The organism is Micromonospora sp. NPDC049257 (genome assembly GCF_040678915.1).
Lineage (GTDB): Bacteria > Actinomycetota > Actinomycetes > Mycobacteriales > Micromonosporaceae > Micromonospora > Micromonospora antibiotica.
Map to the genome: position 1 here is coordinate 409,205 of NZ_JBFAQU010000003.1, position 21,528 is coordinate 430,732.

At 73.5% G+C, this 21,528-nt stretch carries 19 protein-coding genes and 2 pseudogenes; 6 read left to right on the plus strand and 15 right to left on the minus strand.

Features of this window, described 5'->3' with window-relative positions; genetic code table 11:
• The first annotated feature begins 71 nt into the window (after positions 1–71).
• Positions 72–1,241, plus strand: a complete 1,170-nt coding sequence (locus tag AB0K25_RS08160; RefSeq protein ID WP_363819162.1) for an SAM-dependent methyltransferase — start codon at positions 72–74, stop codon at positions 1,239–1,241.
• Positions 1,242–1,247: 6 nt separating this feature from the next.
• Here the strand turns inward: AB0K25_RS08160 and AB0K25_RS08165 are convergent, their stop codons facing one another.
• Positions 1,248–1,673, minus strand: coding sequence for a hypothetical protein (locus AB0K25_RS08165; protein ID WP_363819165.1), 426 nt, complete (start codon positions 1,671–1,673; stop codon positions 1,248–1,250).
• Positions 1,674–1,898: 225 nt separating this feature from the next.
• Between AB0K25_RS08165 and AB0K25_RS08170 the strand changes: the two genes are divergently transcribed.
• Positions 1,899–2,315: a helix-turn-helix transcriptional regulator gene (locus AB0K25_RS08170; protein WP_219464817.1), complete on the plus strand. Its 417-nt coding sequence runs from the start codon at positions 1,899–1,901 to the stop codon at positions 2,313–2,315.
• 295 nt (positions 2,316–2,610) lie between these two features.
• Here the strand turns inward: AB0K25_RS08170 and AB0K25_RS08175 are convergent, their stop codons facing one another.
• The 5 genes and pseudogenes from AB0K25_RS08175 to AB0K25_RS08195 form a co-directional block, all read right to left on the minus strand.
• Positions 2,611–3,735, minus strand: a complete 1,125-nt coding sequence (locus AB0K25_RS08175; protein ID WP_363819168.1) for a hypothetical protein — start codon at positions 3,733–3,735, stop codon at positions 2,611–2,613.
• Positions 3,736–3,939: 204 nt separating this feature from the next.
• Positions 3,940–5,436, minus strand: a pseudogene (locus AB0K25_RS08180) (helicase-related protein); the annotation flags it as partial.
• Positions 5,437–5,616: 180 nt separating this feature from the next.
• Positions 5,617–6,219: pseudogene (locus tag AB0K25_RS08185) on the minus strand (DEAD/DEAH box helicase); the annotation flags it as partial.
• 185 nt (positions 6,220–6,404) lie between these two features.
• Positions 6,405–6,695: a hypothetical protein gene (locus AB0K25_RS08190; RefSeq protein ID WP_357538487.1), complete on the minus strand. Its 291-nt coding sequence runs from the start codon at positions 6,693–6,695 to the stop codon at positions 6,405–6,407.
• A gap of 129 nt (positions 6,696–6,824) precedes the next feature.
• Positions 6,825–7,217 (minus strand): DivIVA domain-containing protein, encoded by a 393-nt coding sequence (locus tag AB0K25_RS08195; RefSeq protein WP_357538489.1) that lies wholly within the window; start codon positions 7,215–7,217, stop codon positions 6,825–6,827.
• 297 nt (positions 7,218–7,514) lie between these two features.
• Between AB0K25_RS08195 and AB0K25_RS08200 the strand changes: the two genes are divergently transcribed.
• Together AB0K25_RS08200 and AB0K25_RS08205 are read left to right on the plus strand one after the other, a co-directional pair.
• Positions 7,515–7,745 carry a winged helix-turn-helix domain-containing protein gene (locus AB0K25_RS08200; RefSeq protein ID WP_219464820.1) on the plus strand — a complete coding sequence of 77 codons (231 nt, stop codon included), beginning with the start codon at positions 7,515–7,517 and terminating at the stop codon, positions 7,743–7,745.
• 181 nt (positions 7,746–7,926) lie between these two features.
• The gene (locus AB0K25_RS08205; protein ID WP_357538491.1) at positions 7,927–8,130 is read left to right on the plus strand and encodes a hypothetical protein; all 204 of its coding nucleotides are present in this window, start codon (positions 7,927–7,929) and stop codon (positions 8,128–8,130) included.
• Positions 8,131–8,294: 164 nt separating this feature from the next.
• Here the strand turns inward: AB0K25_RS08205 and coaD are convergent, their stop codons facing one another.
• Both coaD and AB0K25_RS08215 read right to left on the minus strand, forming a co-directional pair.
• A complete protein-coding gene (gene coaD / locus AB0K25_RS08210; protein WP_219464824.1) occupies positions 8,295–8,765 on the minus strand; it encodes a pantetheine-phosphate adenylyltransferase in 471 nt (156 codons plus the stop codon).
• Positions 8,766–8,996: 231 nt separating this feature from the next.
• Positions 8,997–10,118, minus strand: a complete 1,122-nt coding sequence (locus tag AB0K25_RS08215) for a glycerophosphodiester phosphodiesterase (protein WP_219464826.1) — start codon at positions 10,116–10,118, stop codon at positions 8,997–8,999.
• 216 nt (positions 10,119–10,334) lie between these two features.
• On the opposite strand from AB0K25_RS08215, the gene AB0K25_RS08220 reads away from it, so the two are divergent.
• On the plus strand, positions 10,335–11,669 hold the full coding sequence (locus tag AB0K25_RS08220; protein ID WP_219464829.1) for a potassium transporter TrkG: 1,335 nt from the start codon (positions 10,335–10,337) through the stop codon (positions 11,667–11,669).
• Positions 11,659–12,327, plus strand: coding sequence for a TrkA family potassium uptake protein (locus tag AB0K25_RS08225; RefSeq protein ID WP_244252651.1), 669 nt, complete (start codon positions 11,659–11,661; stop codon positions 12,325–12,327). Before AB0K25_RS08220 ends, AB0K25_RS08225 begins: the two co-directional genes overlap by 11 nt.
• A gap of 167 nt (positions 12,328–12,494) precedes the next feature.
• Here the strand turns inward: AB0K25_RS08225 and AB0K25_RS08230 are convergent, their stop codons facing one another.
• The 7 genes from AB0K25_RS08230 to AB0K25_RS08260 all read right to left on the minus strand — a co-directional run bounded on the left by AB0K25_RS08230 (position 12,495) and on the right by AB0K25_RS08260 (position 21,520).
• On the minus strand, positions 12,495–14,129 hold the full coding sequence (locus AB0K25_RS08230; RefSeq protein ID WP_363819175.1) for a serine/threonine-protein kinase: 1,635 nt from the start codon (positions 14,127–14,129) through the stop codon (positions 12,495–12,497).
• Between the two features lie 71 nt (positions 14,130–14,200).
• Positions 14,201–15,754: a fused MFS/spermidine synthase gene (locus tag AB0K25_RS08235; protein WP_363819178.1), complete on the minus strand. Its 1,554-nt coding sequence runs from the start codon at positions 15,752–15,754 to the stop codon at positions 14,201–14,203.
• 36 nt (positions 15,755–15,790) lie between these two features.
• Entirely contained in the window at positions 15,791–16,804 is a 1,014-nt protein-coding gene (locus AB0K25_RS08240; RefSeq protein WP_363819181.1) for a hypothetical protein, read from the minus strand.
• Between the two features lie 352 nt (positions 16,805–17,156).
• On the minus strand, positions 17,157–17,963 hold the full coding sequence (locus tag AB0K25_RS08245) for an inositol monophosphatase family protein (RefSeq protein WP_219464833.1): 807 nt from the start codon (positions 17,961–17,963) through the stop codon (positions 17,157–17,159).
• Complete coding sequence (locus AB0K25_RS08250; RefSeq protein ID WP_067310481.1) at positions 17,956–18,408, minus strand: response regulator; 453 nt, start codon at positions 18,406–18,408, stop codon at positions 17,956–17,958. The genes AB0K25_RS08245 and AB0K25_RS08250 overlap by 8 nt, the downstream gene beginning before the upstream one ends.
• Positions 18,405–20,279, minus strand: coding sequence for a sensor histidine kinase (locus tag AB0K25_RS08255; protein ID WP_219464834.1), 1,875 nt, complete (start codon positions 20,277–20,279; stop codon positions 18,405–18,407). Before AB0K25_RS08255 ends, AB0K25_RS08250 begins: the two co-directional genes overlap by 4 nt.
• Positions 20,276–21,520, minus strand: a complete 1,245-nt coding sequence (locus AB0K25_RS08260) for a fused response regulator/phosphatase (RefSeq protein WP_363819185.1) — start codon at positions 21,518–21,520, stop codon at positions 20,276–20,278. Before AB0K25_RS08260 ends, AB0K25_RS08255 begins: the two co-directional genes overlap by 4 nt.
• Positions 21,521–21,528 lie beyond the last annotated feature (8 nt).

A 21,528-nucleotide genomic window follows, 5' to 3' on the forward strand; every position in this document is an offset into this window, starting at 1 on the left:
ACCACGGCGGTTGGGGTCACCCCGCGTCCGCCCGCTCGCGGGACCGATCGGCCGGGAAGGATGATGGAGCGATGCCGGAACCCTTGGACGCCGCCCTCACCGAGGTCCGGGCGTTGCTGCTCGACCCCGCCCTGACCCGCGCCGTCGCCGCCGGTCGACGCCGTGGGCAGCGCCCCTCCCTGGTCCGGGCCGAACTACGCCCGGTGGCCCTCAAGACCGGCCCCCGGTTGCAGATCTCCACGTCCGACGGCGTCCGGCCGTACACCCGGAACGTGTCGCCGGGCGCGGAGGCCGACGCGGCGGTCGACGCGCTGCTCGCCGAGCCGTTCGGCAACTGGCACGTGGAGACCGCCGGGGCGACCCTCCAACTGCGGGTGACCAAGTCCGGCGAAGCCCAGGTGCACCGGGCCACCGCCGACCGACCGGTGGCCGGGCCGGAGGGCCACGACCGGGTGAAGGACTACCTGCTCGATCCGGGGGACCCGATCTTCGCGACGATCGGCGGCAACGCGGCCAAACGGCGCCAGGTCGACGCCTTCCTCCGCGCGCTGGCCGCCACCCTGCCCGACGATCTCACCGGCCGGCTGCGGGTGGTCGACCTGGGCTGCGGCAACGCCTACCTGACCTTCGCCGCCTACCGGTACCTCACCGGTCGCGGGCTGGACGTGGAACTGGTCGGGGTGGACGTCCGGGAAGATCAACGGCAGCGCAACAGCGAACTGGCCGCCCGCCTCGGTTGGGCCGACCGGGTCTCCTTCGTGGCCGGTACCATCGCCGACGCGGTGGTGGAACCCGCCCCCGACCTGGTGCTCGCGCTGCACGCCTGCGACACCGCCACCGACGAGGCGCTGGCCCGGGCGGTGCGCTGGGACGCCCGGTGGATCCTCGCCGCGCCGTGCTGCCACCACGACCTGGCGGCACAGCTGCGTTCCCGGCCGACGCCGGCCCCGTACGAGCTGCTGACCCGGCAGGGCATCCTGCGGGAACGCTTCGCCGACGTGCTCACCGACGCGCTACGCGCCGGGCTGCTGCGGGTGCACGGCTACCGGGCCGAGGTGGTCGAGTTCGTCGACTCCCGGCACACCCCCCGCAACCTGCTGATCCGCGCCCGCCGCACCGGGTCCGGCACCGACACCGGGCCGCAGCGGGCCGAGTATCAGCAGCTGGTCGACCAGTGGCAGGTCACCCCGCGCCTGTCGATCCTGTTGGACGACCGGCCCGCACCCGTCGGCGGGGCGTGACCAGGCTCAGCGACGTCGCCCGCCGGGCCGCTCCCCCGGCCCCCGGGCGAAGACCGTAGGGACCCGATCACGCTCCCCACGCTCGCCCTCGACGGACGTGGTGGGGAACGGCACCACCGTGCCGGCCGACTCGGCGTTGCCGGCGGCGGCGAAGGCGTTCCACGAGATGTCGACCAGGAGCCGCTTGAGTTCGGCGTGCCGGGCGGCGGCGCTGCGTTGCAGGGCCAGCCGCACGCCGAGCACCACCCCCACCAGCGTGGTGGTGACGGCACCGGCGGCGGCGAGGACGTGCGCCCCGGTCGCCCCGTCACCGGTCAACACCAGCACCAGCAGCCAGCTCCAGAAGCCCAGGGCGAACACCCCCGCCTTGGCGACGAAGAAGAGGCTGACCGCACCCGGGCGGTGCGGCACCGGACGGTCGGGCTCGGCCATGGCTGCTCCTCCTCGGCGTACGGGACGGGGCGGGGGCCCCACCGACCGTCCTGGGTTGGTGACAACTGCGGCAGTCCGCACCCGCCCGCCAGCTGCCCCGGGTGCGGCGACGCCGTCGGCGCGGAAGGGACGGACGGTCGGGCAATTGTCACGACGTCCCGCCGTACTACCCTCGAAGGGCGCACCGGACACCCGACTCCCACCGGAAGGGACGATCTCACCGGCATGGGTTCGACAGAGGTATCACCCCAGATGGCGTTCGCACGGTTCGTGCGACGGGCCATCGACGACGCCCGTGACGAGCGGGGTTGGACGGTGAGCGACCTCGCTGCCCACACCGGGGTCGGTCGATCCACCGTTTTCCGCTGGCTCGCCGGTGACTGGCAGGACTATCCCGAGCTGGCCAAGGTGCGCGGTTTCTGCGCCGCCCTCGACCTGCCGGTGGCGGCGGCCTTCCGGGCCCTCGGCCTGCCCGACGCGGGACCCGTCCCCCGCCGCCGCGCCGACGACGGCCCGGTGGAGGCGGACGTCCGGGTGATCCTCGACCGGCTGGCCGATCCGACGGTGCCCGCCGAGGAGAAGCACCACATCCGCGACCTGCTCCGCTACCTCGCCCGCCGCCCGATCCGCCGGGCCGGCTGACTCCTCCGGCTGCCCCTCGCCGGCTGAGGCCCTTCGGCTGGGACCCTTCATCGGGCCGGGCGGCCGCTCCGGCTGAGCCGGCCGAGCACGCGGCGACGGCAGCGCCTCGCCGAGTAACCACGCAGGGACGGCAGCGCCTCGCCGGCTGGCCAAGCAGGGACGGCAGCGCCTCGCCGGCTGACCAGGCAGGGACGGCAGCGCCTCGCCGGCTGACCAGGCAGGGACGGCAGCGCCTCGCCGGCTGACCAGGCAGGGACGGCAGCGCCTCGCCGGGCCGGGTGGAGGTTGCCGGGGGTCAGCGGACCGTGAGGGTGAACTCGGCGGTCCGCACCACGCCCGCCACCTGGAAGTCCAGGTACATCCGGTAACTGCCGGGGCCGGGCGCGGTCAGCCAGAACGTCACCGTGTCGGTGGCCGGCCCGGGTCCCGGGTGCACGTGCAGGTAGCCCAGGTCCCCTTCACGCAGGGCGACCAGGTGCCCGTACGCACCGAGGTAGCGCTCCAGGGTCGCCGGCTGTCCCGCCCCGTCCCGGACCCGGAACCGCAGCGGTACGGCGGCACCCACCTGCGCCGTGCCCTCGTAGTCGACGGTGAACCCGGCCACGGTCGCCCGGGTGGCCGGGGCCGGCAGCGGGCGGGGCGTGTAGTCCCCCGGAGCGACCAGGTCCACGCCCAGCGTGGCCGGGGTCTGCTGGCCGTCGTCGGCGAGCGCGGTGAAGTCCGTGTACGCCCGCCAGACGCCCGGCTCCGGCAGGGTCAGCGGGATCGACCAGGTGCCGTCGGCGGCCATCGTCGGGTGCAGGTGCTGGAAGCCGGTGAGGTCACGGCGGACCACGACCAGGTGCATCGGCTTGTCGTGCACGATCGCGAACCGGGTGACCGGCCGTCGCTGGGCGTCCCGGATCTGGAACCGCAGTTCGCCCGCCCGCCCGGCGACGAACTCCCCACCCGACGGGGTGAGCGTGTAGCCGCCGGAGGTGACCGACAGGCCGGTGGCCGCGTCGCCGCCCGACTGCCCGGCGGTGCCGTCGTGCTGGTGCGCCCCGGTGCCCGGAGCATGGGTGTGGTCACCGGCGGCGGTGGCGGCGGTCGCCGTCGTACGGTCGGTGGGCCGCCCGTTGGCCCGGCCGAGGCCGAAGCCGAGCAGGACGGCCAGCACCAGGCCACCCACCACCAGTGCCAACCGCAGGGTGGCCCGGTCCGGTCCGACCGCCGACTCCCCGCCCCCGGCCGGCGTCCCCCCGGCGGACAGCACCCATCCGCCGGGCTCCGCGTCGCCACGTCCCGGCCGGTCCCCCGGTTCCGCGTCGGGGGTACCCCGGTCCTGCCGGTCCACCGGCTGCGGGGTGCCCCGGTCAGTGGCCGGGCCGCCGCTACCTGCCGGGCCGGCGGGCCGGGTGACGGATCGCTGGTCGGCCATCCGCCCACCGTACCGTCGAGGCCCTCGGCACCGGGGCGACGGCCGGGCACCGTGGCGGCGGTCGCACTACGGCCGGCCGGGGAACCATCTCCGGTGGGCCCGCTGGTCGGCTGGGCCCGCTGGTCGGCGTGGCGACCCGAGCTGGCTCAGCCCGTTGTCGGCCGCCTGCCGAGGCCGCCCGCCACCGGCATCGGCCCGGCCGGATCAGCCGGCGACGGCGAGGGCCAGCGGGAGGACGTCGGGGGCACCGGCGCGGCGCAGCAGCCGGGCGGCCATCGTCATCGTCCAGCCGGAGTCGACCAGGTCGTCGACGAGCAGCACCGGGCCGTCCAGCCCGGCCAATGCGCCGGCCACCTCGTCGGTGACGGTGAAGGCGTCGTGCAGGGCGCGTACCCGCTGGGCGCTGTTGCCGCGCGGCCCGCCGGCCCCGGCCGGGCCGGTGGGGGTGACCAGGCCGAGCAGCGGCAGCCGGCCGACCGTGGCGATCCGCTCGGCGAGCGAGGCGACCAGGGTCGGGTGGCTGCGGGAGCCGACCGCGACCACGCCGGCCGGGCGGCGCGGCCACGGGTCGTCGCCGTGGGCCCACGCCTTCAGCACCTCCACCACGGCCGCCGCCACGTCGTCGGGGACCGGGCCGTCGGCCGTGTCCGGGCCGACCAGTGCGCGCAGCCGGCCACCCCAGCCCAGGTCGGACAGCCGCCCCACCGCCCGACCGGGCAACGCCTGCTCCGCCGGGGCAATCCGCCCCTTCAGTGGTACGCCGACCGCGTCGAGGCCGGTCGGCCAGAGCTTCTTGGGGGCGATCTGCACCCCGGGGCGGCCGAGGAAGGTCTGCGCGGCGGTCAACGCGGGACCGGACACGTCGGCGGTGAACAGCGGCGCGGCACAGCGGTCACACCGGCCGCAGTCGCCGGCACCGCTGTCGTCCAGGCAGTCCCGCAGGTATCGCATCCGGCAGCCGGGCGTGCTGGCGTACTCGCGCATGGCCTGCTGCTCGGCGGTGCGGGCCTCGGCGACGCGGCGCAACCGGGCCTCGTCATAGGTCCAGGGCTCGCCGGTGGCGAGCCAGCCACCACGGACCCGGCGGACCGCGCCGTCGACGTCGAGCACCTTGAGCATCAACTCCAGGCGGGTCCGGCGCAGGTCGACGATGGGTTCCAGGGCCTGGGTGGAGAGCGGCCGGTCGGTGTGCAGGGCGGCCAGCACGGTGCGCACCTGATCCTCGGGCGGGAAGGCGAGCGAGGCGAAGTAGCGCCAGATGGCGGCGTCCTCGACACCGGGCAGCAGCAGCACCTCGGCGTGTTCGACGGCGCGACCGGCGCGGCCGACCTGCTGGTAGTAGGCGATCGGCGAGGGCGGCGCACCGAGGTGCACCACGAAACCGAGATCGGGCTTGTCGAACCCCATCCCGAGCGCGCTGGTCGCCACCAGCGCCTTGATCTTGTTGTCGAGCAGGTCCTGTTCGGCGGCGCGACGGTCGGCGTCGTCGGCCTGACCGGTGTAGGAAGCCACCGACCAGCCGCGCCCGCGCAGGAACTCGGCGGTCTCGGTGGCCGCCGCGACGGTCAGCGTGTAGATGATCCCGGAGCCGGGCAGCGCGTCCAGGTGGTCGGCGAGCCAGGCCAGCCGGTGCGCCGGGCTGGGCAGGTCGAGCACGCCCAGCCGCAGCGACTCCCGGTCCAGGGTGCCCCGCAGCACCAGCACGTCGGCCCGCCGGCCACCGGCGTCGGCGGGCGACGCGGCAGGATCGGCGGGCGACGCGGCAGGATCGGCGGTCAGTGCACTCCCGTCGGCGCGAGGTGCGGCGGGCGACACGGCGCGGTCGGCGGAGAGTTCGGCGCGGGGGGCGTGGCGGTCGGCGGGGGGTGCGGTGGGTTCGGTGCCGAGTTGCTCGGCGACGTCCCGGGTCACCCGCTCGTTGGCGGTGGCGGTGGTGGCGAGCACCGGGGTCCGCTCGGGCAGGTTGCCCAGGAAGGTACGCAGCCGGCGGTAGTCGGGCCGGAAGTCGTGCCCCCAGTCGGAGACGCAGTGCGCCTCGTCGACCACCAGCAGACCGGTGGTGGCGGCCAGCCTCGGCAGGACGGTGTCCCGGAAGTCGGGGTTGTTGAGCCGCTCGGGGCTGATCAGCAGCACGTCGACCGCCCCGGCGTGGATCTCGGCGGTGATCTCGTCCCACTCGTCGAGGTTGGCCGAGTTGATGGTGCGGGCCCGGATGCCGGCGCGGGCCGCCGCCTCCACCTGGTTGCGCATCAGCGCCAGCAGCGGCGACACGATGACCGTCGGGCCGTGCTCGCCACGCTCACGCAGCAGTGCGGTGGCCACGAAGTAGACCGCCGACTTGCCCCACCCGGTGCGCTGCACGCAGAGCACCCGCCGCTGGTCCACCACCAGCGCCTCGATGGCCCGCCACTGGTCCTCACGCAGCCGGGCGTGCGCACCGGCCAGCCGGCGCAGCACCCCCTCGGCCCGCTCCCGCACCGCCACCCGATCCTGCTCTACCCGCTCCCGCACCTCCACCCGCCATTCCTACCACCCCGGCCGGACACCCCGACCTCCCATGCAGTTGATCAAGAGGTTTACGTCATGATCCGCCCTCCAGGTGACGCAAACTTCTTGATCACCGGGGCGACCGGGAGGGAGGGAGGGAGGGAGGGAGGGAGGGAGGGAGATCACCGGGGCTGCCGGGAGGGAGGGGCGGTGGTGGGGTGGGGGTGGGGGTGGGGGGTGCAGGCGTCGGGGTGGTCGGCGGGGCGGGTGCAGCGCTGGGCGGGTGCCAGCGGTCGGTCGCAGTAGACCCAGTGGCGTACGGACTGGGCGTCCTCGCGGGACAGGGTGGTGCCGCCCCGGTCGACGTCAGGCAGGAAGCCGAGTGCCCGGGTGATCGCCCGGGCGAGTCCCTGGGCGGAGACCAGGTCGTCGGCGGTCACGGGCAGGTGGACGACGAACCGTTCCCGGCTCACCGCCGCACGCCCGGCTGACCGACCGTGAAGCCTGTCCGGCTCACCGCCGCACGCCCGGCTGACCGACCGTGAAGCCTGTCCGGCTCACCGCCGTACGTGCGTGCTGCTCGGCGGCGAAGCCCGTCCGGGTCACCAGCGCACGTCCGAGGTGATGTGGGTTCGCCAGGAGCGCAACGCGCGCTTGATCCGTTGGTTCTCCTCCCTGGTCAGGGCCAGGTCACGCCGGGCTGCCGCCAGGTCGGCGGCCACCCGGTGCAGGAAGGCGTGCACCTCCACCGGGTCGAGACCTCGTTTGACCAGGCCGAACTGTCGTTCCTCGACCTGCCGGGCGGTCAGCGGCCGACACGCCTGCGAGCGGTACCAACCACCGTTCGGCGGGCGCTCCGACCAGCGTCGTCCCGCCCGGCGACGGTGCGGACGAGGTTCCGGGCGATGCCACAGGGGGAAGGTAAGGCCGTGCCACGGACGGTGGCCGGATCGACCGAGCCACGGGCGGCGGAGCAGGGACAGCAGGATGCGCATGGGTCACCTTCCGGGTCGCGTTCCATTCGGTGCAGTGGAAGGTGACCCGGTCCGCCGATAGGGGACGCGGACCGGGTCACCGGCCTCGGGACCGCAGCCCTGTTCGGCGGTACGGCCCCGGAGCCAACCCTTGGTGTCCGCCCCCGAGGTCTGCCGAACCAACCGGAACCGGACATCCACAAGATACCCAAAATGTTTGTGTAGGTCGACCCCCTGTGGCGGCGACACGACAACTTGTTGCAGTTACTGGTGCAGGCCCGGCATGATCAGAGACGCCGAACCAACCGGAGTCTCACCATGCCTACAGCCGAAGCCCCATACCGCCAGATCGCCAACGAACTCGCCGCGAAGATCAAGAGTGGCGAACTCAAACCTGGCGACAAACTGCCGTCCACCCGCGAGCTTGCCGAGGCATACCAGGTGCACATGAACACCGCCTCGCGTGCGCTCTCACTGCTGCACGACCGAGAGCTGATCACCGGTCAGCCCGGCCGGGGCACCTACGTCACCGAGCCTGCGACGCGCTGACCCGCCCCGCGGCAAACCCGCGCCCGGCCAACTGGCGTGCACGGCAAACCGACGTGCACGCATCGCCGGCCACCGGACCGGCGCACCCGCCAGCGTGGAGAACCGCTCCGCCGCCCTGTCGGTGGTCCTTGACCTGGGGGTCCACTCTGGGTGGCAGAGTCCTCACCCACTGGAGGCAGACATGCGCTGGCTCATCATCCTCATCGTCGTACTCGTGGCCCTCGCAGCCGTGGCATGGTGGCGTCGTGGCCGCCGGCCGGTGACCGACGGGGACCGGCAGGTACGGGACCTGGCGGCATCGGAGCAGGCCCGCCGCCGCCTGGACGACCACCGGAACCCGACGGACGGCAGCAACCTCCGCAGCACCGGGGGCGGAAGTCTCTGACCGGACTCCCGAGCCCGAGATCCTGGGTCACGCCACTCTCCTGAACCGATGGAGCGGTATCCGGCCGGCCTCCCCACCCGTGCCGTTGGATTGTGGAGAGTTGTTGCGGCCCAGGCGACAACAACTCTCCACAGTCGGAGCGCCCCGGCCGTCCGGTGTCCGCGCTACCCCGGTCGCGGCAGCGACTTCCCCAGCGTGCGTACGGCGGTCGATGACATCGCCGCCAGCTCGGGCTGGGCGGGCAGGAAGACCGTGGGGACGCCCAACGACTGGTTCATCGCGGCGAGCCGGCATTCGGTCTGGAGGTCGGTGGTGTTCCGCACGCCCCGGACGATCACTCCCGCCCCGTGGCGGAGGCAGTACTCGGCGGTCAACCCACGCCACGGGGCGACGGTGACGGAGGTCCATCCCATCGGCAGGCTCGCCCGGACAGCGGCGGCCCGCTGCTCTTCGTCGACGCCCGGCTGCTTGCTGCCGTTGACCGCGACGAGCACGACCACCTCGTCAAAAAGGGTGCGCGCCCGGCCCACCACGTCCAGATGCCCGGCGGTGAAGGGGTCGAAGCTGCCGGGGTAGACGGCACGCACGCGTACCCGACCGGGAGTTCCTGCCGGCGGTGGCCCGTCGATGCCCATGGCCCGACTGTAGGTTCCGGCCGTCACCACGTGCCAGCGAGACCAGGTGTACGCGGCCGGAGCGACTCCTGGCCGGTCCGGGATCGCGCCTGGGCGATTGATCCACTCCCGTGGGCCGAGGTAGCGGTGTCCCGGGCGACGGGACACCGCTACCTCGGCGACATTGAGTTGATCAAGCGCCCGACCGGACCCGACCGGACCCGACCGGGCGCGGGCGGGTCAGCGGGCGGGTCAGCGGGTGGACAGGCCGGCGCGGGCGGCGACGGCGGTGTCCGGCTGGTCGGCGAAGACGCCGTCCAGGCCGAGACCGAGGAAGAGTTCGTACTCGGCGGTGATGTCGCCCCGGGCGTTCGGGTCGGTGCCGATCCGGAAGTCGACCGGGAGGAACTGGTTCTCGGCGCGGAACGTCCAGGCATGCACCACCAGCTGGTGCCGGTGCGCGTCGCGGATCACCGTGGTCGGGGCGAGCAGCTTCCCGGTGGCGTCCCGGGGGACGATCAGGTTCTTGTTCAGGCCGACCCCGTCGGCGTACCGGGCGATCCCGCGCAGGCCGGCGGCGGTCGCCAGGTCCTGATAGGTGCGCGGGTCACCGGCGGCGGCGAGGTCGTACGGCTGGCCGGTGGCGTCGAGGAGCTGCACCAGCGGCACGTCGATCATCCGGTCGAGCTTGCGCAGGTTGCCCGTCTCGAAGGACTGGATGAAGACCGGGTCGTTGCGGTGGGTCAGCTTGTTGCGGCGCAGCACCGCGACCAGCGGCTCCTCCAGGGGCAGCCCGATCGAGGCGAAGTAGCTGGGGTGCTTGGTCTCCGGGTAGACGCCGATGGTGCGGCCCCGCGCCTTGGACTCGGCGCGGGCCAGGTCCAGCACCTCCTGGAAGGTGGGCACCTCGAACCGGCCGTCGAAGGCGGTGTTCGCCACCCGCACCTGGGGCAGCCGCTCCTTGGCCCGCAGCGTCTTCAGCTCGGCCAGGGTGAAGTCCTCGGTGAACCAGCCGGTGACCGGTACCCCGTCGATGGTCTTGGTGGCCTTGCGGCCAGCGAACTCGGGGCGGGCCGCCACGTCGGTCGTACCGGAGATCTCGTTCTCGTGCCGGGCGACCAACACCCGGTCCCGGGTGGAGACCAGGTCCGGCTCGATGTAGTCGGCGCCCATCCGGATCGCCAGCCGGTACGCCTCCAGGGTGTGCTCCGGGCGGTAGCCGCTGGCCCCCCGGTGGCCGATCACCAGGGGCCGGTGGGTGGCCCGGTCCGCACGGTCGGCGTCGTCCTCGCGGGCCGAGGCCGCGCCGGGCACGGCGACGGCCACGGCGAGCAGCGCGCCGGCCACACCGAGGGCGGAAAGGGTACGTCGCAACGCGGTCTCCTTCGTCGGGGGGCACCCCGGTCGAAGCCCGGGACGCCCCGGCAGGTGCCGATGGGGCGATGCCAGCAGACCGGGCGCGGCTGACCGCCAGTTGGTCGTCGACTGGCCGGCAGGTGAACCCTGCGGGGAGACGAGCGCGGAAGCCGGCACCGGCCCGGGATACGCGATTCACCGGCCCGGTCGCGCCGTAGTCGACAGGATTGTGTGGTGCGCCGGTTCCTTCGTCACCCCGTCCGGCTGGTGCCGTTCGGTTTCCTGGTGACGATCGCGATCGGCACCGGCCTGCTGATGCTGCCCTGGGCCACCAGCGAACACCGCTACACCCCGCTGGTGACCGCGCTGTTCACCGCCACCTCGGCGGTCTCGGTCACCGGCATGGCCGTCACCGACACCCCGAACTACTGGAACGGGTTCGGGCTGGTGATGATCACCGTGCTCACCCAGGTCGGCGGGCTGGGCATCCTCACCGGTGCGGCCCTGGTCAGCCTGGCGGTCACCCGGCAGCTCGGGCTGCGCAACCGGCTGCTGGTGCAGGCAGAGACGGCCGAGTACGGCTCCGCCGACCTGCGTCGCCTACTGATGCGCATCGCCGGCACGGTGCTCGGCTGCGAGCTGGTGATGACCGCGGTGGTGACCGCCCGGCTCCGGCTCGCCTACGACTACCCGCCGGGCCGGGCGCTGTGGTCGGGGACGTTCCACTCGGTCCAGGCGTTCAACAACGGCGGCTTCACCCTCTACACCGACGGGCTGGTCGGTTTCGCCCGTGATCCGTGGGTGGCGCTGCCGCTGGCGTTCGGTGCGATCGTCGGCGGGCTGGGCTTCCCCGCGCTGTTCGAGGCGTTCCGCCGACGCCGCCGGCCGGCCCGTTGGGCGGTGGCCACCAAGCTGACCATCTGGGGCAGTGTGGTGCTGGTGGCCGTGGGGTTCGTCGGGCTGCTCGCCGCCGAGTGGGACAACCCGTTCACCATCGGCACCTACGACACCCCGGGCAAGCTGCTCGCCACCTTCACCCAGGTCGCGCTCAGCCGTACCGGCGGATTCGACGTGATCGGCGTGGCCGCGTTGCGCGAGGAGAGTTACCCGCTGCTCGTCGCCCTGATGTTCATCGGCGGTGGCAGCGCCAGCACCGCCGGTGGGATCAAGGTCTCCACGTTCTTTCTGCTCGGCTTCGTCATCTGGGCGGAGTTGCGCGGCGAGCCGGACGTCACCGTGGGTCGCCGCCGGATCGCGGTGGCCAGCCAACGCCAGGCGCTGACGGTGGCGCTGCTCAGCGTCGCGCTGGTGACGGTCGGCACGCTCGGCCTGACCGTGCTCACCACCGACGTCCGGGCCAACGAGACGCTGTTCGAGGTGACCTCGGCGTTCAGCACCGCCGGCCTCACCGTCGGGCTCACCCAGCACCTGCCCGCGTCGGGGCAACTGGTGCTGACCGTGCTGATGTACATCGGGCGGATCGGCCCGCTCACCCTCGGCTCGGCGATTGCGTTGAACACCCGGCACCGGCTGTACCGCTACCCGAAGGAGCAACCCGTTGTCGGCTAGGGGTGAGGGCGACGGCGACATCGCCGTGATCGGGCTGGGCCGGTTCGGCTGCCACCTGGCCGGGGCGTTGACCCGGCTCGGCCACCAGGTGCTCGCCGTGGACCGCGACCCCGACCGGGTGCAACGCTGGTCGGCGTCGCTGGACCGGGTGGTGCAGGCCGACGCCACCGAGGAGCAGGCGCTGCGGCAGCTCGGCGTCGGCGAGTTCTCCCGGGTGGTGGTCGCCATCGGCGCCTCGGTGGAGGCCAGCGTGCTCACCGTGCTGGCGTTGACCGAGGTGGGCGTACCGCAGGTGTGGGCGCGGGCCACCTCCCGCAAGCACGCGAAGATCCTGGCTTCGGTCGGCGCCCACCACGTGGTCTTCCCCGAGGCGGAGACGGGGGAACGGGTGGCCCACCTGATCGTCAGCCGGATGCTCGACTTCATGGAGTTCGGCGACGACTTCGCCATCGCCAAGGTGCCGGTCCCCCCGCCGCTGGTCGGTCACCGGCTGCGGGACCTGGCGGTGCAGGAACGCTACGGGGTGATGGTGGTCGGCGCGAAACCGGCCGGGGAACGCTTCCGGTACGCCGACCCGGACACGGTGCTCGGGCCGGGCAGCATCCTCGTCGTGGAGGGCGGGATCGCCCAGGTGCAGCGGTTCGCGGCCCTACGCTGACCGCACCGTCCGCCCGCCGACCCGGCCGGCCGCAGCACCCGGCCGCCGCCGCAGAGCCGGCACCCCCGGTCAACGCCCCGGAGCCGGTGCCCGGCCTCAGCCCCGGTGTCCCTTGCCGGGACCGCCACCCGGGCCGCCGCCACCTGCGCCCTTGCCTCCCTTCCCCGTCACTTTCCCGCTTTTCCCTTGGCCGCACCCGCCCCCTTGCCCGGCCCCTTGCCGGGCTTCTCGGCCTTCGGCTTGGGCTTCGCCGGGCCGGCCGCGCCGGACCCACCCTTGCCGGACGTCTTCGCCGGTTTCTTCGCCGCCGGCTTCTTCACCGTCGGCGGCTTCACCACCGGCGCGCTGCCGGCCACCCCGGAGACCCGCACCCCGCAACTCGAATCGCCGACGGAGAACTCCAACGGCAACGGGTTGCCGCCGGTGTACCGGCCGGTCAGGGCGAGCTTCTCCGACGCGCCCGGGGCCAGCGCGGCACGGCCGGCCGCCGCGGTGACCCGGACCAGACGCCCCTCCTGGCGCACCTGGGGCGTGGGCCCGGTGACGACCTGCTGGCCGGGGAAGGCGAAGCTCACCGTCCAGTCCCGCAGTTCCCGGGGACCGGTGTTGGTCAGCGTGAGCTGGGCGGCGAAGTCCTTGCCGGAGTCGGTGCGCAGCGCGTACTCGACCTCGCAGGGGATGGTCTCGGGCAACCCCATCCGGGCCTCGGCGGGCGGGTCGACGCCGCCGCTGGCCGGGCTGCGCGAGGTCACCCCCCAGATCGCCGCGGTGACGGCGACGAGGCTCGCGGCGGCCACCCCGGCCTCGATCCGGCGGCGGCGGGTGGCGGCGCGGCGGCTCCGGGTCCGTCCCGAGAAGGGCAACGCGTCGGTGTCGGCCGACCAGGGCAGGATCGTGGTGCCGGCGTTGGCGAGCAACGCCGGGTCGAGCCGCCCGGGGGCCGGGGACACCGGCACGGCCGCGACCATCCCGGCCGCCGAGGCGAGGGTACGCGCCACCTCCGAGGTCGCCGGCCGGTCCTCCGGGCGTTTGGCCAGGCAGCGGCCGACCAGCTCGACCACCTCGTCGGGGAGCCCACGTACCGGGGGCATCGGCTCCGGGTCGTGGTACATGTGCGCCCGCAGCATCTGGGTGGTGGTGCTGGCCTGCCAGGGCAGCCTTCCGGTGAGCATCCGGTAGAGCAGCAGCCCGACGGCGTACACGTCGGTGGCCGGGGAGACCTGGCCGTTGTCGAGGCGCTCCGGGGCGAGGTAGGCGGGGGTGCCGAGCAGGGTGCCGTCCGGCCCTTTCTCGCTCTCGCCGACCAACGCCGAGATGCCGAAGTCGACCACCTTCACCCCGGTCCCGGTCAACATGACGTTGCCGGGGGTGACGTCGCGGTGCACCACCCCCCGGGCGTGCGCGGTGGCCAGTGCCGAGGTCACCTCGGCCCCGATGGTCACCGCCTCCCGCCAGGGCAGCTGCCCGTCGCGGCCGAGCCGCGCGGTGAGCGGACCGCCGTCCACCAGCTCCATCACCACGTACGGCACGGTCAGCCCGACCTGCTCGGACTCGCCGTAGTCGTACACGTTGGTGATGTTGGGGTGGCAGAGCCGCGCGGCGGCCTGCGCCTCGATCCTGATCCGGTGCCGGAAGGCCCGGTCGGTGGCCAGCCGGGAGGCGAGCACCTTCACCGCGACCTGCCGGCCCAGCACCTGGTCGTAGCCGCGCCACACCACGGACATGCCGCCCGCGCCGAGCTGCTCGATCAGCCGGTACCGCTCACCGAGGAGCTGGGCTGCGTTCCGGACTCCTGCACCCATGGTCGACCGAGTTGCCCGGGACGGCCCGACCTACACCTCGATGGTCGTAATCGGTCAGGAAAGTCACCCGATCAGGCGGTCGCGAGCAGTTGGTCCACCGGGGCGTAGTCGTCGGTCAACACCAGCGCCCCGTCGACGAACCGGGTCACCTCGCTGCCGGCGACCATGTCGGGGATCTTCGCCACGGTGCCCAGCCGGGTCCGCAGCGCGTCCAGCGGCAGCGGCGCGTCCGAGGCGACGATGAGGAAGTTGCTGCCCTGCCGCCCGGCGATCGCCTCCGGCGGCGCGACCAGCGCCACGTGCTCGAACTCGGCGGCCACCGTGACCAGCTCCGAGCGGATGAACCGGCCCGGCGGGTAGTCGATGACGTTCTGCACGTAGATCCCGCCGGGGCGCAACACCCGGTCGACCTCCGCCGCCATCTCCCGGGTGGCCAGGTGCCACGGCACCACCAGGTGCCCGAAGGCGTCCCCGACGACCAGGTCCCGGCTGTCCGCCGGCTCCCCACCGACCAGCATCCGGGCGTCGCCCACCGCCGCCCGCAGCCCCGGCCCGGTGCGGACGCCCAACTCGCGCCGGTCCAGCTCGACCAGTTCGCCGTCGATCTCGAAGACCACGTTGTCGGTGCCCGGCCGGGTGGCGCTCAGGTAGCGGGGCATGGTGAACCCGCCCCCGCCCAGGTGCAGCGCGTCCAGCCGCTGCCCCTTCGGGGCGGCCACGTCGGCGACCGCGCCGATCCACTGGGTGTACTCGTACTCCAGGTGGGTCGGGTCGTCCAGGTCGACGTACGAGTGCTGGGCCGAGTTGAGATAGAGGGTGCGCCCACCGTCGCGGGCCGGATCACGCTCCACCCGGGCGCAGTGGTATGCGGTCTCCACGTCGCACGGGTTCGGTGCGACCGCGCTCAGCCCCGCCGCGACCAACCCGAGCACCGCCAGGGTGGCCTTCAGCCGGGCCGGACCGGGCAACCCCGCCGCCTCCTGCCGGCGCAGGTAGACCCCGAGCGCCAGCCCGACCACCCCGAGCGCCGCCGCCAGCCCGATCAGGATGACGGTGCTGGGCAGCGCCGCCACCAGTACGAACCCGGTGAACAGGGTGGCGGTGATGCCGCCGAGGGTGCCGATGCCGGACAGCCGCCCGACGACCTGACCGGTGCGCCGCAGGTCGGCCAGTTGCAGCTTCACCACCAGCGGGGTGACCGCCGACAGCAGCGCCGCCGGCACGAACACGGCCAACGCGGTGAGCAGCAGGATGCCGCTGACCGCACCGCCGCGCAGCAGTTCACCGGCGTACCGGACCACGGGCAGGGTGACGGCGGCGGCGATGCCGGCCAGGATCAGCGCCGGGGCGAGCAGCCCGCGCGGGTCCCGCCGGTCGGCCAGCCAGCCGCCCGTCCACGCCCCGTACGCGATGGCGGCCAACGCGATGCCGATCACCGAGCTGGTCACCTGGAGGGTCACCCCGACGTACGGGCCGACGAGGCGCAACGAGACCGTCTCCAACACCAGCACCGCACCACTGGAGAAGAAGACCAGGAACGCGGCGAGCCCGTTGGGCAGGGCGCGGGAGGGAACCGGCGCGGGAGGCGTCGGAGCGGTCACGACGTCGGACGATGAGCTGCTCACCGTCGCGATGCTACGTCCCGTTCCTGGGCCGGACGGTCAGTACATCGAAAGATGAACATGGTTTGTGTGGTCGGCGGCCGGGCTGCCCGACCCGCTGTACGCCCGCCAACCCGTGTTCGGCATCCAGATCTGCCGGTACCAGATCACGTAGAGCACGCCGAGCCGGTTGGCGTTGTTCTTGAAGTAGTTGGCCAGGCTGTCGCCGTACGCCTTGTCCCCGCCGGTGGCCGTCTCGTCCTTGAAGCCACTGGTGGCGGCCGAGAAGTCGCAGGCCCGGCCCTTCGGGTGCTCGCCGCCCCCGCCACTGCGGTGGCAGGACACGAACCGCTTGTAGCCGGCGGCCTTGGCCTGCTGCATGGCGTGCAGGGTGCGCGGGGTGATGCAACCGGAGGTGGTCGGGTCGTTCACCGAACACGACTCGCCCGGCCACGACCCGTCGGAGTTGCGCGGGGCCGGCGCGGCCGAACTCGACCCGCCGCTGAAGCCGGCGCTGCTGCCCGAGCTGACGGTGGCCAGGGCACGCTCGGCGTCCCGCTTCTTCTTCGCCAGCGTGGCGAGCTGCTTCTGCTGCTCGCGGACCTCGGCGTTGATGTCGAGGGTGGCCTGGGCGGCTGCGTGCCGGGCCTCGGCGAGCGCGCGGAGCTGCTTGCCGTCCCGCTGGGCCATCATGTCCAGGTCGGCGGCCCGCTTGAGGAACGCCTCCGGGCTTGCCGTGTTGAGCAGCATCGACGTCGGCGTCAACCGGCCCACCCGGTAGGACTGCGCGGCCACCTCGCCCACCTGGGCGGTCAGCTCACCCAACCGGCCCTCGATCACCTTCAGCTCGGCGGCCAGCGCGGTCTGCCGCCGCTTGGAGCTGTCCAGCTTGGCCTTGGCCTCGATGTGCCCCTTCGCCGCCGCCGTCAGCGCATCCTTGAGCTGCTTGGTGCCACCCTCACCGGGCTCCGCCGAGGCGGGCACCGCGCCGACACCGAGCAGCAGCGCCAGTGCGGCGAGCAGCACGGTCAACGGCCGACGCACGCGTGGCCGGGTCAGGCTGGTCCTGGGCACGGAGGTTGTCCTTCCCTCTGCCGCCGACGCCCGCCACAGGGCCGGTACGGCGGCGGTCCCGCCGGCCCCGGTTGGCGGCCTGGGGGCGGAGACCGCCGGTCACACTACCGCAATCACGCCCGGTGACCAGGCCCGTGACGACACCGGACAGCAACGCTCGACACGGCGTGCCGAGCCCGTCGCCGAGAGTCCATCTCGTCGATCCCTCAGCCGCCCCCGGGGGCGGCCCACCGCCCGGCTCGACCGACCCCGCCACACCGGCCGGGCGGCCCGTCCGTCCCACGCCCGGCGACCCGCACGCCGGCCGGCCGGTCCACCGACCGGCACCCACGAACGTGCAGGCGGCGGGCGGTCAGTCGCCGAGCAGCGCGGCGCGGACCTCGTGCCAGGTCTGCTCGTCGGAGGCGACCAGCAGCCCGTGCCCGTCGTCGGCCGGGTGGTAGTCGGTGCCGTCGAACCGGCGGGCCACCCCACCCGCCTCGCGGACCAGCAACGCACCGGGCACATGGTCCCAGGGCAGGGTCCGCCAGAACATGACGAACTGCTGGTCACCGGTGAGCAGGTCGAGGTACTCCCGGCCGGCGCAGTGCTGGCCCGCGAGCAGCTCCCCGATCCGGCCCTCGCCCGCCGCCACCCGGTCCCGGGTGGCCCGGGGCAGGTACTGGACCATCGCGGTGCCCCGCAGCCGCTCCGGCGGCACGACCGGGGTCTTGCGTACCGGCCGGCCGTCCAACCGGGTCCCCGCCCCGGCCCGGGCCACGGCCATCGTCTCCGCCAGCGGGTCGAACACCCACGAGGCGACCGGCTCACCGTCGGTGAGCAGGGCCACCATCAGCGCGAACGGCCGACGGCCGGCGGCGAAGTTGCCCGTACCGTCGACCGGATCGACCACCCACACGTCGCCGCCGCCGCGCAGGTGCCGCAGCAACGACCCGTCCGCGGCCACCGCCTCCTCGCCGACGACCAGCGACCCCGGCAGCAGTCGGCGCAACTCCGCCGAGATCCGCTCCTCGGCCCGCTGGTCGGCGACGGTGACCAGGTCACCCGGTGCCTTCTCGGTGACGTCGGCGTCGTCCAGCTTGCGGAACAGCGGCAACACCACGTCCGCCGCGGTCTCCCGCAGCAGCGTGCCGACGTCGGCGAGCAGTTGGTCAGCCACGAGGCGGCAGCTTCACCACGCTGACGAAGAACTCGTCGATCTGACGGACCACCGAGATGAAACGTTCGAAGTCCACCGGCTTGGTCACGTAGGCGTTGGCGTGCAACTGGTAGCTGCGCAGGATGTCCTCGTCGGCCTGGGAGGTGGTGAGCACCACCACCGGGATGCGGCGCAGTTGCTCGTCGTTCTTGATCTCCTCCAGCACCTCCCGGCCGTCGCGGCGCGGCAGGTTCAGGTCGAGCAGGATCAGGTCCGGGGTCACCGCGTCCGCGTACCGGCCCTCGCGCCGCAGGTAGGCCAGCGCCTCGGCGCCGTCGGAGACGACGGTCAGCCGGTTGCGGAGCTTGTGCTCCTCGAATGCCTCCTGGGTCATCAGCACGTCACCCGGATCGTCCTCGACCAGCAGGACCTCGATCGGGCTCTTGCCGTCCGCCGGCGCGGTCATCCCACCCCCTCCTTCGTGCCACCCGTGGTGCCGTGCCCCGGCGGCCCGCCGGGTGGGTCCTCGTCCTGCGTGCCGCCCGACTGTCGGCCGACCGGGATCGGCCGGTCCGCCGGCGCGGGCGTCCCCCCGGCCGGGCGGGACGCGTCGTCGTCGGACGTCGTCGCCGCGCCGTCCCCGTCGGGCGCTGCCGTGGCGTCACCGTCGGATCCTGCCGGGGCGTCTCCCTCGGGCGTCACCGTGGCGTCCCCGTCGGGCCCTGCCGGGGCGTCCGCACCGGTTGCCGCCGCCGGGCCCGCCTCGGCGGCGGCCTTCGCCGCCTCGACGTCCTCCGGCCGGGCCGGGAGGGTGAACCGGATCGCGGTCCCCTCGGCCCGGTCGGTGTCCACCCAGACCCGACCGCCGTGATATTCGACGATCTTCTTGACGATGGCCAGGCCGATGCCGGTGCCCGGGTAGGCGTCCTTGGCGTGCAACCGCTGAAAGATCACGAAAATCTTGTCGGCGAACTCGGGCTCGATGCCGATGCCGTTGTCCTCGCAGGTGATCTCCCACTCGGCGTCGACCAACCGGGCCGAGACCCGCACCTTCGGCGTGACGTCCGGGCGGCGGAACTTCACCGAGTTGCTGACCAGGTTGACCAGCAGGTTGGTGAGCAGCGGCTCCTCGCCCCGGATCACCGGCAGCTCGCCCCAGGTCAGCTCGGCGTCGGCGTACTGCCGGCCCGGCTCGGTCTGGCTGGCCACGTCGCCCATCGTCCGGTTGAGGTCGACGTCGACGAAACCGGTGGTGAGCCGGCCGATCCGGGAGAACGCCAACAGGTCGTTGATCAGGCGCTGCATCCGCTGCGCGCCGTCGACGGCGAACGCGATGTACTGGTCGGCCCGCTCGTCGAGCTGCCCCGCGTACCGCCGCTGGAGCAGCTGGCAGAAGCTGGCCACCTTGCGCAACGGCTCCTGCAGGTCGTGCGAGGCGACGTAGGCGAACTGCTCCAGGTCACGGTTGGAGCGGGTCAGCTCCTCGGCCTGCTTCTGCAACTGGCTGTTGACCCACTCGATGTTCTCCCGGGCGGCCCGCACCTCCGCCAGGTCCTTCGCGATCTTCTGCCGCATCACGTCCACGTCGTCGGCGAGCCGACGGAACTCCGGCGGCCCCGTCCCGGCGATGTGGTGCTGGTAGTCACCGGCGGCGACCTCCCGCACCTGCTGGGCCAGGCCGGTCAGCGGCCGGATCACCATTCGCTCCAGGGAGAGCAGCATCAGGGTGCCGGCGAGCACCACCACCACCGCCGCGACGATCAGCAGCATCACCAGCATGTTGCCGGTCCGCTCGATGTCCCGGGCACCCTTCTCCCGCTCGGCCAGGATCGCCGTCTGGAGGTCACCCACCGACGCCCGGATCTGGTCGAACTCCTGCCGGGCCTGGGCGGTGATCAACGCCTGGCCGGCGGCCGTGCCGCTGCTCCCGGTGGTCGCGATCACCGGCTCGGCCACCGTCCGCCGCCAGTCCGCCGCCTGCTGCTGCGCGGTGCGCAGCGCACCGGCGACCGCCGGGTAGTCACGGCTCAGGTCGGCGATCGTGGCGGCCACGTCGCGCTCCTGCCGCACCCCCTGCTCGTACGGGGCCAGGTCGGCACGGTTGCCGCTGACCGCGTACCCCCGGATGCCGGTCTCCTGGTCGAGCAGTGCGTTGAGCAGCTCCTGCCCCTGCACCCGAAGCGGGCCGGTGCGGGTGAGCACGGCGTCGGTGTAGGCGCGGTTCTTCGCCGCCACCACCGCCTCGGCCACGGCCAGCCCGACCAGCAGCACGCCGACCACGGCCAGCAACGCCAGCACCCGACGACGCAGGGTCCACCCCCGGTGGTACGTGTTCACCGGCCACCGCCCCGGCTGACCAGCAGCATGGCGACGTCGTCGGCGAGCGGCCCCCCGTTGATCTGCTCGGCCCGACCGACCAGCCAGGCGGGCAGCTCGGACAGCGGCACGGCGTGGTTGGCGCGCTCCTGGAGCAGGCCGGTCAGCCCGTCGACGTCCAACCGGTCGTCGCCGTCACCCACCCGCCCCTCGATCAGGCCGTCGGTGTACATCAACAGGGACCAGTCATCGGTGTCGAACTCCAGGTCGAACGCGACGGGACGGCGGGGTCGTACGCCGAGCAGCAGGCCCCCACGGGCCGGGACGGGCGCGACCTTGCCGCCGGACAGCAGCAGCGGCGGCGGGTGACCGGCCAGCCGGACGGTGGCCCGGTTGGCGGCCAGGTCGAGTCGGACGGTGGCGACGGTGGCGAAGATCTCCTGGAGCCGGCGCTCGCTCATCAGCACCTGTTCCAGGGCGGGCAGCACCTCGTCGTCGGGCACCCGGGCCAGGATCAACGCCCGCCAGGCGACCCGCAGTTCGACGCCGAGCGCGGCCTCGTCCACCCCGTGCCCGCAGACGTCGCCGACGATCAGGTCGACCCGGTCCGGCTGGGTCTGCACCACGTCGAAGAAGTCCCCGCCGATCAGCGCCGCGTGCCGGCCCGGCCGGTAGAAGGTGTGCACCGCCACCTCGTCGGTGGTCATCAGCGGCTGGGGCAGCAGGCCCCGTTCCAGGCGGGCCGACTCGGCCTGGCGCAGCTCGACCTCGCGCAGCCGGCGGGCGTTCTCGTCGGCCCGTTTGCGTTCCACCGCGTAGCGCAGGGCACGGGTCAGCAGCACCCCGTCGACCTGCCCCTTGACCAGGTAGTCCTGGGCGCCCTCGGCGACCGCGACGATGCCGAGGTGCTCGTCGGAGCGGCCGGTCAGCACGCAGACCGCCGCGCCGCTGGACATCTCCAGCACCCGGCGCAGCCCGTCGAGGCCCTGCGCGTCGGGCAGCCCGAGGTCGAGCAGGACGCAGTCGACGCCGGCGATGCGCCGCCGGGCCTCGCTGAGGCTGGTGGCGACCAGCAGGTCGATCATCGAGTTGGTCTCGGCGAGCAGCTCGCCGACCAGGAAGGCGTCGCCCTCGTCGTCCTCGACCAGCAGCACCCGCAGCCGTTCACCCGGCGGCAGGTTGGCGTGGGGCCCGAGCCCGCCGTGCGGGTACGGCGCGACGGAGGGCCCGGCCAGGCCAGGCCCCCGGTGCGACCGGGTCACCGCCGCGA

Coding starts and splice junctions, on each gene's coding strand:
- AB0K25_RS08205 (WP_357538491.1), top strand. CDS start 7,927: ATGCGCTGGCTCATCATCCTCATCGTCGTACTCGTGGCCCTCGCAGCC.
- AB0K25_RS08165 (WP_363819165.1), bottom strand. CDS start 1,673: ATGGCCGAGCCCGACCGTCCGGTGCCGCACCGCCCGGGTGCGGTCAGC.
- coaD (WP_219464824.1), bottom strand. CDS start 8,765: ATGGGCATCGACGGGCCACCGCCGGCAGGAACTCCCGGTCGGGTACGC.
- AB0K25_RS08160 (WP_363819162.1), top strand. CDS start 72: ATGCCGGAACCCTTGGACGCCGCCCTCACCGAGGTCCGGGCGTTGCTG.
- AB0K25_RS08200 (WP_219464820.1), top strand. CDS start 7,515: ATGCCTACAGCCGAAGCCCCATACCGCCAGATCGCCAACGAACTCGCC.
- AB0K25_RS08170 (WP_219464817.1), top strand. CDS start 1,899: ATGGGTTCGACAGAGGTATCACCCCAGATGGCGTTCGCACGGTTCGTG.
- AB0K25_RS08195 (WP_357538489.1), bottom strand. CDS start 7,217: ATGCGCATCCTGCTGTCCCTGCTCCGCCGCCCGTGGCTCGGTCGATCC.
- AB0K25_RS08230 (WP_363819175.1), bottom strand. CDS start 14,129: ATGGGTGCAGGAGTCCGGAACGCAGCCCAGCTCCTCGGTGAGCGGTAC.
- AB0K25_RS08175 (WP_363819168.1), bottom strand. CDS start 3,735: ATGGCCGACCAGCGATCCGTCACCCGGCCCGCCGGCCCGGCAGGTAGC.
- AB0K25_RS08250 (WP_067310481.1), bottom strand. CDS start 18,408: ATGACCGCGCCGGCGGACGGCAAGAGCCCGATCGAGGTCCTGCTGGTC.